Source organism: Curvibacter sp. PAE-UM (assembly GCF_001432305.1).
Lineage (GTDB): Bacteria > Pseudomonadota > Gammaproteobacteria > Burkholderiales > Burkholderiaceae_C > Hylemonella.
In genome coordinates this window covers 1,891,818-1,901,993 of sequence record NZ_KQ483358.1, presented here as the reverse complement: position 1 = coordinate 1,901,993, position 10,176 = coordinate 1,891,818, and the positions used below count along the sequence as shown (strand labels likewise).

Sequence of the window (10,176 nt, the reverse complement as noted above, 5' to 3'; positions counted from 1 at the left end):
GGGCGCGCCTTTTTTGTCTTGGTATCTGGTATTCGGTCCCCCCCGCCGTAATGAGGAGGCGAGTAGCGCAGGGCTGAGCGGATAAAGGGGCGCGCATGTTTGAGCGCAGCGAGTTTGCGCGCACCCCGCTTAGGCCGAGCAACGCAGCGTGCCCGTAGCGCAGCGCAGGGTCGACGAATCCGGCTCGCCTTTTCTTTGGTGACTTTCTTTTGGCGAAGCAAAAGAAAGTTACTGCCCTGCCGGGGGCACATCCCGGCGAAGCCACGCAAACACAGGCCTCAGCCGAAGAAAAGCTCAGTCCGCCTGCAAGGCAGACAACTCCGCATCGCTGAAACCGGCAGCACGACGAGCATCCAGATTAAACGGCCTCTTCAACTTAGGCGCCTCGTACTTCACCACCAGCTCCGCATAGGTAGCAACAGGCTCCAGCCCCCGCTCCCCACAAGCCCACGCATACCAGCGGTTGCCCGTAGCCACATGCCCAATCTCATCCCGCAAAATGATGTCCAGAATCTCCCCCGCCCGGTGATCCCCAATCGAAACCAGCTTGGTCTTCACCGCCGGTGAAGCGTCAAGGCCGCGGGCTTCCAGCGTGCGCGGCACCAGCGCCACGCGCGCCAGCAGATCGCCCTTGGTCCGCTCGGCCATCGACCACAGACCGTCGTGGGCCGGAAAGTCACCGTAATCGAAACCCAGCGTCAGCAAGTGCTCACGCAATAAAGTGAAGTGGTAAGCCTCCTCGAAGGCAACCTGCAGCCAGTCACGGTAGAAAGCCTCGGGCAGGTCGGCAAAGCGCCAGCAGATGTCCAGCGCCAGGTCGATGGCATTGCGTTCGATGTGCACGATGCTGTGCACCAGGGCGGCGTGGCCGCGCGGGGTGGCGAGCGAGCCGGTCTTGATCTGGGTGTGGGGCAGGAGTGGCGGGCGCGCGCTACGGCCGGGGACACCGGGTGGCTCAGCGAACTCGCGGGCGCAATCGAGCGGGCCATTGCGGTCCAGCGCGGTGACGCCGGCGGCCTTGGCCACGGGGTCGGCCAGGGCCAGCAGTTCGAGGCAGCGTGCGCGCAGTTCCATGGTGACGAAATTATCCCCCTAGAATGATTGGCAAATCACCAGAGCCACCATGTCCACGCCTACCGCAGCCCCCGACCAGCCGGCCACCGGCGACCAGACCGCCATTGCCCGCCAGGCCATCCTGGACGAAGGCCGCAACGTCATCGGCTACGAGCTCTACGACCGCTCCCTGGGCGCCGAAGCGCACACCGCGGCCAGCGACGCCGAGCTGCTGTTCAACGTGCTCTCGCACGCCGAGCACCAGGCGCTCATGGGTCGCAAGACCATGTTCATCAACTGCACGCACGAGAGCCTGGTGGGGCGGCATCTGGAGCTGATCCATCCCGAACGCGTGGTGCTGGAGATCCCACCGCTCGAAGGGAACAGCCCGTCCGAGATCGAAGCCCGCCTGCCCGTGCTGATGGAAGTGCGCCGCAAGGGTTTCAAGCTGGCTTTCAGCCAGGTCATGCTGACGCGCCCCTATGCGGCCTGGCTGCCGCTGGCCAGCTACATCAAGCTCGACCTGTCGCAGCTCAAGCCCGAGCTGATCGAGCCGCTGGTGAAGTTTGCGCAGAAGCACAGCACGGCCAAGCTGATCGCCGAGAAGGTGGAGACGGCCGCGCAGCACGAACTGGCGGCACAACACGGCATCAAGCTCTTCCAGGGTTACTGGTTCGCCACGCCGGTGCTGGTCAAGGGCCAGACCCTGCGACCGGCCCAGGCCAACATCATCCAGCTGATCAACCTGGTGCGGCGCCAGGCCGAAGTGGGCGAGATCGAGGAGCTGCTCAAGCGCGACCCCACGCTGTCCTTCAACCTGCTGCGTTTCATCAACTCGGCCGGTTTCGGCCTGAGCTGCGAAATCACCTCCTTCCGCCACGCGGTGATGATCCTGGGCATGCAGAAGCTGTTCCGCTGGGCCGCGCTGCTGATGACCACCTCGCGCGTGGGCGGCACCGCGCCGGCCGTGGGCAATATGGCCGTGGTGCGCGGCCGGCTCATGGAGCTGCTGGCCGCCGAGCTGCTGCCGCCCGAGGAGAGCGACGACGCCTTCGTGGTCGGTGTGTTCTCGCTGCTCGACACCATGCTGGGCCTGCCCATGGCGCAGGCGCTGGAATCGATCTCGCTGTCGGCCCACGTGACGGACGCGCTGCTGCAGCGCAAGGGCATGTTCGCGCCCTTCCTGGAACTGACCCTGGCCTGCGAGTCGGCCGACGACGAGGCCTTCGCGCGCGCCGCCACGCAGCTGCACCTCTCCAACCACCAGGTCAACTGGGCCCACCTGCAGGCCCTGAGCTGGGCCGAGAACCTGGACCCGGCCAACGCCTGAGGCGTCGGGCTAAAACTTCGCGATCACCGGGCCGCCGCGCTGCAGCGCGCGCTGGTAGGCCGGGCGGGCGTTCATGCGGTCCCGCCAGGCCCGCACATGCGGGTAGGGCGTGGTGTCCGTGCCGCGCGTGAGTGCGGCCTCCACGGCAAAACTCATCTGGAAATCCGCCATGCTCAGCGCCTCGCCGGCGAACCAGGTGTTGCGCGACAGATGCTCTTCCATGAAGGCCAGGGCCCCCACGACATTGGGCTCGATCAGCCGCGCGATGACCTTGGCGCAGAGCTGGCGCGCGATCGGGCGCACGAAGAAGGGCATGCGCTGGCGCGGGATGCTGATGAAGACCAGCTTCATCACCAGCCAGTTCATCAGCGAACCTTCCGCGTAGTGCATCCAGAAGCGGCACTGGCGGTGCGCGGGCGTGCCCGGCTTGGGCACCAGCTGCGCCAGCTCACCACCGGCCTGCGCGCCGTAGCGTTCGGCCAGGTACTCGATGATGGCGCCGGACTCGGCGATGACCTCCTCGCCGTCGGTGATGACGGGCGACTTGCCCAGGGGGTGGATGCGCTTGAGCTCGGGCGGCGCCAGGCGGGTCAGCGGGTCGCGCGCGTAGACCTTGAGCTCGTAGGGCAGGCCCAGTTCTTCAAGCAGCCAGAGGACGCGCTGCGAGCGCGAGGTTTCGAGATGGTGGACGGTGATCATGGGCAGGCTCCGGGAAAATTTCCTAACCGCGCGGGTGGTGCTGCGCGTGCAGGGATTTGAGGCGCTCGCGCGCCACGTGGGTGTAGATGGTGGTGGTCGAGATGTCGGCATGCCCCAGCAGCATCTGCACGGCGCGCAGGTCGGCACCGTGGTTCAGCAGGTGGGTGGCAAAGGCGTGGCGCAGGGTGTGCGGCGAGAGCGGCGCGGTGATGCCGGCAGCCAGCGCATGCTTTTTCACGATCATCCAGAACATCACGCGTGACATGGCCTCGCCGGCCCGTGTGCCGCGCAGGGTGACAAAGAGGTCGTCAGTCTGCTTGCCCGCCAGCAGGGCCGGGCGGGCCTCCTGCAGGTAACGCTGCAGCCAGCCCGAGGCCACCTCGCCGAAGGGCACCAGGCGCTCCTTGTTGCCCTTGCCGAAGACCCGCAGCACGTGCTCGGACAGGCTGACGTTGAAAGTCTTCATGCCCACCAGTTCGCTCACGCGCAGGCCGCTGGCGTACATCAGCTCCAGCATGGTGCGGTCACGCACGGCCAGCGGCGTGTCCTCGCCGGGTGCGGCCAGCAGGGCCTCGACCTGGGCTTCGCTCAGGGTCTTGGGCACGCGCAGGGGCTGCCTGGCAGCCTGCAGGCGCAGCGTGGGGTCGGCACTGATGCGGCGCTCGCGCAGGGCCCAGCGGAAATAGCGCTTGAAGACCGTCAGGCGGCGGTTGGCCGTGGTGGCACGCGTGGCCGCGTGGCGCTCGGAAAAGTAGCCGTTGATGTCGTGTTCCGTACTCTCCAAAAGCGTACGCCCGCGGGCGGTGAGCCAGCGGGCGTAGAGCGTGAGGTCGCGGCGGTAGGCCGTCAGCGTGTTGCGTGACAGGCCTTCCTCCAGCCACAGGGCATCGACGAAGGCGTCGATGGACGCGTCATCTGTGCCCTGTGCCACGAGGGGCTCAATCGAGCTTGAGGCCGGCGGTGTCGACCACCTTCTTGTAGACCAGGTATTCGGCCTTCATCTGCTCGGCGAACTGCGCGGGCGTGTTGCCCACGACCAGGGAACCGGTGTCCTCGATGCGCTTGCGCACGGCCGGGTCCTGCAGCACCTGGCGCACGGCCGCGTTGACCTTGTCCACCACCTCCTTGGGCAGGCCCTTGGGGCCGAGGATGCCGTAGTAGGCCATGCGGTTCACCGGCTCCAGGCCCACTTCCTTGAAGGTGGGCACATTGGGCAGCACGGCCAGGCGCTGCGGGGCGGCGACGACGATCGGCACCAGGCGACCGGCCTGGATGAAAGGCAGGGCCGAGGGCAGGTTGTCGAAGATGATCGGCACCTGGCCGGCCACCGTGTCGTTCAGGGCCGGGCCCGCACCCCGATAGGGGATGTGCGTCATGAAGGTGCCGGTCTGGTTCTTGTAGAGCTCGGTCTGCAGATGGCCGATGCCGCCCGTGCCCGAGGAGGCATAGGAGTACTTGCCCGGCGACTTCTTGAGTTCGGCCACGAAGCCCTTGTAGTCCTTGGCCGGGAAGCTGGGGTGCACGGCGATCACATTGGGCGTGGCCGCAATGTTGACGATGGCGGTGAAGTCCGTCAGGGCGTTGTAGGGAATCTTGGCGTTGATGGCCGGGTTGGCCGCCGTGGTGGACACGGTGGCCATGCCCAGCGAGTAGCCGTCCGGCGCGGCCTTGGTCGTCTCGTTGGCGCCGACCACACCGCCGCCACCGGCCTTGTTCTCCACCACCACCGGCTGGCCCAGGGCCTTGCTCAGCGGCTCGGCGATGACACGCGCAATGATGTCGGTGGTGCCACCGGGCGCAAAGGGCACCTGCAGCTTGATGGGCTTGTTGGGGTAACCCTGGGCAAAAGCGGTGCCGGCAGCAGCCAGCAGGCTGAGGGCAAAGAGAGCGCGTCTCTGCATGGTGAAGGTCTCCTGGACAAATGAAGGATGACCGATTCTATTGCCCCAGCAGGCCGTTTTTAAGTCGGGTATCCACGGGGTCGGGTCCGACGAAGATCTCCAGCAGCGCCTGGTAGAAATCGGCACCGCCGATGGCCGTGCCGCGCGGCACCTCGTTGACGGCCAGCAGCAGGCCCTGTTCGGGCACGTAGTCCAGGGTGATGGTGTCGCCTTCGCGGGCCACACCGATGGTGTCGATCGTGCGCGAGAAGCGCTGCACGCGGTCCTGCATGGCGGCCCACTCGGCGTCCGTGACGTTCTTGCGCATGCCGTCGACCAGCGCCTGCTTCACATGGTCGGAACCAACCTCCATCAGCATGCGCAGCTGCAGGCGCTTGGGGCCGCCCTGGCGCAGTGCCTCGGGGCCGGCCGCGACCTTCTCGGTCAGGTAGAGCCCGGCCACGAAGGCCTTGAAGATGTAGATGGCGCGCACGCCCAGGCCATTGAGTTGCAGGTCGCGGCTGCCCAGACGGGCCGTGTCGTCGAAACGCTGGCCTTCAAGGGTCGCGGCCTGCGCGGGAGCAAAGGCCAGGACAGCCGCCAGAGCCAGCAGGGGGAGAGAAAACAGCTTGTTCATGACCCTCAAACGCCGCAGGCGTGGATCCGGCTGACAGGCCGGTGCTGTGGGGACTGGTATTCTCACCATGTGAACTACGCCCAGCTGCTTTTCCCCGATTTCTCCCTGATCCTGTGCGGTTACCTGGTCTGCCGCTACACCGCGCTCAACCGCCCGGTCTGGGACCAGGTCGAGATCCTGGTCTACTATTTCCTCTTCCCGGTGCTGCTGTTTCACAGCATCGTGAAAAGCCCGCTGGACCTCTCGGCCGCCTCCAGCCTGATCGGTGCCGGGCTGGCCATGGGCGTGAGCGGCATCGCCCTGTCCTACGCCCTGCCCCATCTGCCCTTCATCGGCCGCCATATTGATGCGCGCCTGCATGCGGCCAGCGCCCAGGTGGCCTTCCGCTTCAACTCCTTCATCGGCCTGGCCCTGGCCGACCGCCTGGCCGGCCCCGAAGGCCTGCTGCTGCTGGCCGTGCTGATCGGCTTTTGCGTGCCGCTGTTCAACGTGGGCGCGGTCTGGCCCATGGCGCGCCATGCGCAGCGCAGCGTGGGGCGCGAACTGCTGCGCAACCCGCTGATCATCGCCACGGTGTCGGGGCTGATCGCCAACGTGCTGGGTTTGCGCATCCCGGCCTGGGCCGATCCCACGCTCAGCCGCATCGGCGCCGCTTCGCTGGCCCTGGGCCTGATGGCGGCTGGCGCCGGCCTGCGCTTCTCCAGCCTGGGCCAGGGCAAAGTGCTGGCGGTGGCCGTGCTGACCATCAAGCACCTGTTGTTGCCGCTGATCGCGCTGGGCCTGTCCCTGGCCTTTGGCCTGACGCCGGTGCAGACCACCATCCTGCTGGCCTTCTCGGCCCTGCCCACGGCGTCCAGCTGCTACGTGCTGGCCGCACGCATGGGCTACGACGGCGCTTACGTCGCCGGCCTGGTCACGCTGTCCACCCTGCTGGGCGTGGTCAGCCTGTCGTTCGCCCTGGGCGTGCTGCGTTAGGGAACCCGCTCACTGCTTGAGCTGTTCGGCCATGAAGGCGTGGATGGCCTCCAGGTCGGGCTTGAGTGGCGTGAATGCAATGCCCTCGCGGCGCAGCAGGGCGCGCATGCCGCGGTCGACTTCCCTGGCCTGCTCCTCGTCCTGGAAACGCCCGGTATGGTTGTACTTGCGCTCGCCGCGCTCGACCATGATGTTGACGTTGTTGTGCTGCTTGTACCACTCGAGGATCTGCTTGCGGGTCTTGCCCGTGTCGCAGATGTTGTCGGGGTAGAACTCGTTGTAGTAGAGGACCTGCGGCAGCGACGCTTCGGTCACCAGGAACTGCACCTGGCCGTCGAGCAGCTCCAGCATGTGGTACTGCTGCTGCGCGATCCTGTACTGGTTGCGCAGGGCCTCGTAGTCTTTTTGCCACACCAGGGTTTTGGCGTAGTCCGGTATCAGCTCCACCGTCTTGTGGTGCAGGTGCAGGTACAGGATGATGGCGGCAGTGAACAGCGACTTTTCGCAACCCGGCCCGCCGATGATGTTGATCACCTTCGTCGGGTACATGCGCATCTTGTTTTCCGGCAAGTGGGGCGAGACGTAGGTGTATTGAATGGTCATGTTCCGACTCCGTCATTCACGCGGTGGCCTGTGGGTCCGGTCGCTGGGCCAGGGCCCAGGCTGCGTGCTCTCGCACCAGCGCACTCCCCTGCTCCAGCTGCCCCTGCAGTGCCCCGACTATCGCAGGGTCATGCGCCACACGCAAGGCATTTCCCAGGGCCACCACGATGTTGCGCCGCCAGCGCTCGTGGCCGATGCGCCGGATCGGGCTGCCCTCGGTGCGACGCAGGAACTCTTCTTCATTCCAGGCCAGCAGGTCCAGCAGCGCGGCCCCGCTCATGCCGGGGCGCGGCGCGAAATCCGGCAGGGGGCTGCGCTGCGCATACTTGTTCCAGGGGCAGATGAGCTGGCAGTCGTCGCAGCCGTAGATGCGGTTGCCCATCAGCGGGCGCAGTTCCTCGGGAATAGGCCCCGCGTGCTCGATGGTCAGGTAGGAGATACAGCGTCGTGCGTCGAGCCGCCCCGGGCCCAGGATGGCCTGCGTGGGGCAGACCGTGATGCAGGCCTCGCAGCTGCCGCAATGGTTGCTGACGGGTTCGCTGGCCGGCAGGGCCAGGTCCACATAGATCTCGCCCAGGAAGAACATGGAGCCGGCCTCGCGGTTGAGCACGAGTGTGTGCTTGCCGCGCCAGCCCTGGCCGCTGCGCGTGGCCAGCTCGGCCTCCAGCACCGGGGCCGAGTCGGTGAAGACGCGGTAACCGAAGGGCCCCACCTCGGCCGCCATGCGATCGGCCAGCTGCTGCAGGCGCGCGCGCAGGACCTTGTGGTAGTCGCGGCCCCGGGCGTAGAGCGACACGATGCCCTCGGTGGGGCGCTGCAGGCGCTCGAACTCGATGGCCTGCCAGCCCTCGGGCATACTCGCGCCCAGGTAGTCCAGACGTGCGGTGATCACGCTCACCGTGCCCGGCACCAGTTCGGCCGGACGGGCACGTTTGAGGCCATGCGCGGCCATATAGGCCATCTCACCGTGGAAACCACGCGACAACCAGTCGCGCAATCCCGGCTCGGCGTCCGACAAATCAACACCGCTCACGCCGATTTGGGAAAATCCGAGATCACGGGCCCAGGTCCGTATGTGGGAAATGAATTGACTGCTGCTGAACGTCACGAAGCCATTGTAGAAACCCGCGTCCTGCCTGACGAATCCGCCACGCAGGCCCTGGCCGCCGTGCTGGCGGCGCAGCCGTCCCTGCGCAACGCCTTTGTCGAACTGCATGGCAACCTGGGCGCCGGCAAGACCACCCTGGTGCGCCACCTGCTGCGGGCCCTGGGCGTGCCGGGCCGCATCAAGAGCCCCACCTACGCCGTGGTCGAGCCGCATGAGGTGCCCGGGCTCAACATCTGGCACTTCGACTTCTACCGTTTCAGCGACCCGCGCGAATGGGAAGACGCGGGCTTTCGCGACCTGTTCGCCAGCCCCGGCCTCAAGCTGGCCGAATGGCCCGAGAAGGCCACCGGCCTGCTGCCCGTGGCCGACCTCGCCATCGAGCTGCAGGTGCAGGCCGACGAATCACGCCGCGCCATCCTCACGGCCCGCACGCCCACGGGTGCCGCACTGCTGCGTGGGCTGAAGGAGGTGCGGGCATGATCCAGAGGCGCGACCTGATCCAGGCCGGCACATTGGTGCTGCTGCTGGGCCGCGCCCAGCTGGCCAGCGGTGCGGCCATCGTGGCCGTGCGCGTCTGGCCGGCCGAGGACTATTCGCGCGTCACGCTCGAATCGGACACCGCGCTCAAGGCCAAACAGACCTTCATCGGCCAGCCGCCGCGCCTGGCCGTGGACATCGAGGGCATCGAACTCAACCCCGCCCTGCGCGAGCTGGTGGCCAAGGTGCTGCCCGAAGACCCCAACATCGCCGGCATCCGCGTGGGCCAGTACGCGCCGGGTGTGGTGCGCCTGGTGATCGATCTCAAGCAGGCCATCAAACCCCAGGTCTTCACGCTGCACCCCATCGAGCCCTACCAGCACCGCCTGGTGTTCGACCTCTACCCCACCCAGCCGCCCGACCCGCTGGCCGCGCTGATCGCCGAGCGCCTCAAGCTCAAGGAAGGCGCTGGCGCCCCGGCCCCGGCGACCTCCGCCGCCCGCCCCGGTGCCGACCCGCTGGGCGACCTGATCGCGCGCCACGCCGACAAGACGCCTGCACCGGGCATACCGGCCGTGCCCGCATTGCCGGCGCGTGGCAACGGAACCGACCGGCTCATCATCATCGCGCTGGACCCCGGCCATGGTGGCGAAGACCCGGGCGCCATCGGTCCGCGTGGCACACGCGAGAAGGACGTGGTGCTGCGCCTGGCGCGCCGCCTGCGCGACCGCATCAACGCGCGCAGCGTCAACGGCCACACCCTCTTCGCCTACCTCACACGCGACGGCGATTTCTTCGTGCCCCTGCACGTGCGCGTGCAGAAGGCGCGCCAGGTGCAGGCCGACCTGTTCGTGAGCATCCACGCCGACGCCTTCTACACACCGCGCCCCCAGGGTGCCAGCGTGTTCGCGTTGAGCCACGGCGGCGCGTCGAGCAGCGCGGCGCGCTGGATGGCGGCCAAGGAAAACAAGGCCGACCAGATCGGCGGCATCAACGTCAAGGCCAAGGATGCGCAGGTCCAGAGCGCCATGCTGGACATGAGCACCAGCGCCCAGATCAAGGACAGCCTGCGCCTGGGTGGCACCCTGCTCAGCGAGATCGGCCGTGTCGGCAAGCTGCACAAGCCGCGTGTGGAGCAGGCCGGGTTCGCCGTGCTGAAAGCGCCCGACATCCCCAGCGTGCTGGTGGAAGCCGCCTTCATCAGCAACCCGGAAGAGGAAGCCAAGCTCAACAGCGAGGCCTACCAGGAGCAGCTGGCCCAGGCGCTGATGCGCGGCATCGAGGGCTATTTCGCCAAGAACCCGCCGCTGGCGCGCAACCGCAGCGTTTAAGACGGGTTCGCACGCATGGATTGGATCGTCCACTACCCCGCCCTGCGCCATCTGCACATGGGCCTGGCGTTCACCAGCGGTGC

11 protein-coding genes are annotated in these 10,176 nt (G+C 67.1%); 4 read left to right on the top strand and 7 right to left on the bottom strand.

Annotation, left to right across the window (positions count from 1 at the left end; translation table 11 throughout):
* Positions 1 to 294 precede the first annotated feature (294 nt).
* Positions 295 to 1,074, bottom strand: a complete 780-nt coding sequence (locus AO057_RS09245) for a ferritin-like domain-containing protein (protein WP_057675351.1) — start codon at positions 1,072 to 1,074, stop codon at positions 295 to 297.
* A gap of 49 nt (positions 1,075 to 1,123) precedes the next feature.
* Between AO057_RS09245 and AO057_RS09240 the strand changes: the two genes are divergently transcribed.
* Positions 1,124 to 2,383, top strand: a complete 1,260-nt coding sequence (locus AO057_RS09240; RefSeq protein ID WP_057675350.1) for an EAL and HDOD domain-containing protein — start codon at positions 1,124 to 1,126, stop codon at positions 2,381 to 2,383.
* Positions 2,384 to 2,392: 9 nt separating this feature from the next.
* Here the strand turns inward: AO057_RS09240 and AO057_RS09235 are convergent, their stop codons facing one another.
* From AO057_RS09235 to AO057_RS09220, 4 genes are read right to left on the bottom strand one after another with little or no spacing between them, the layout of a single operon-like run.
* Entirely contained in the window at positions 2,393 to 3,082 is a 690-nt protein-coding gene (locus AO057_RS09235) for a glutathione S-transferase family protein (RefSeq protein ID WP_057675349.1), read from the bottom strand.
* 22 nt (positions 3,083 to 3,104) lie between these two features.
* Positions 3,105 to 4,013, bottom strand: coding sequence for a site-specific tyrosine recombinase XerD (gene xerD / locus AO057_RS09230; protein ID WP_082605494.1), 909 nt, complete (start codon positions 4,011 to 4,013; stop codon positions 3,105 to 3,107).
* 7 nt (positions 4,014 to 4,020) lie between these two features.
* The gene (locus AO057_RS09225) at positions 4,021 to 4,983 is read right to left on the bottom strand and encodes a tripartite tricarboxylate transporter substrate binding protein BugE (protein ID WP_057675347.1); all 963 of its coding nucleotides are present in this window, start codon (positions 4,981 to 4,983) and stop codon (positions 4,021 to 4,023) included.
* 37 nt (positions 4,984 to 5,020) lie between these two features.
* Entirely contained in the window at positions 5,021 to 5,599 is a 579-nt protein-coding gene (locus AO057_RS09220) for a chalcone isomerase family protein (protein ID WP_057675346.1), read from the bottom strand.
* A 69-nt stretch (positions 5,600 to 5,668) separates the two neighbouring features.
* Between AO057_RS09220 and AO057_RS09215 the strand changes: the two genes are divergently transcribed.
* The gene (locus AO057_RS09215) at positions 5,669 to 6,574 is read left to right on the top strand and encodes an AEC family transporter (protein ID WP_057675345.1); all 906 of its coding nucleotides are present in this window, start codon (positions 5,669 to 5,671) and stop codon (positions 6,572 to 6,574) included.
* Between the two features lie 9 nt (positions 6,575 to 6,583).
* Here AO057_RS09215 and AO057_RS09210 read toward each other — a convergent pair whose 3' ends face one another.
* Positions 6,584 to 7,177: a hypothetical protein gene (locus tag AO057_RS09210; protein WP_057675344.1), complete on the bottom strand. Its 594-nt coding sequence runs from the start codon at positions 7,175 to 7,177 to the stop codon at positions 6,584 to 6,586.
* A 16-nt stretch (positions 7,178 to 7,193) separates the two neighbouring features.
* Positions 7,194 to 8,252: a tRNA epoxyqueuosine(34) reductase QueG gene (gene queG / locus AO057_RS09205; protein WP_057677238.1), complete on the bottom strand. Its 1,059-nt coding sequence runs from the start codon at positions 8,250 to 8,252 to the stop codon at positions 7,194 to 7,196.
* A 12-nt stretch (positions 8,253 to 8,264) separates the two neighbouring features.
* On the opposite strand from queG, the gene tsaE reads away from it, so the two are divergent.
* Both tsaE and AO057_RS09195 read left to right on the top strand, forming a co-directional pair.
* A complete protein-coding gene (gene tsaE, locus AO057_RS09200; RefSeq protein WP_057675343.1) occupies positions 8,265 to 8,765 on the top strand; it encodes a tRNA (adenosine(37)-N6)-threonylcarbamoyltransferase complex ATPase subunit type 1 TsaE in 501 nt (166 codons plus the stop codon).
* Positions 8,762 to 10,093 (top strand): N-acetylmuramoyl-L-alanine amidase, encoded by a 1,332-nt coding sequence (locus AO057_RS09195; RefSeq protein WP_057675342.1) that lies wholly within the window; start codon positions 8,762 to 8,764, stop codon positions 10,091 to 10,093. The genes tsaE and AO057_RS09195 overlap by 4 nt, the downstream gene beginning before the upstream one ends.
* Positions 10,094 to 10,176: the final 83 nt, after the last annotated feature.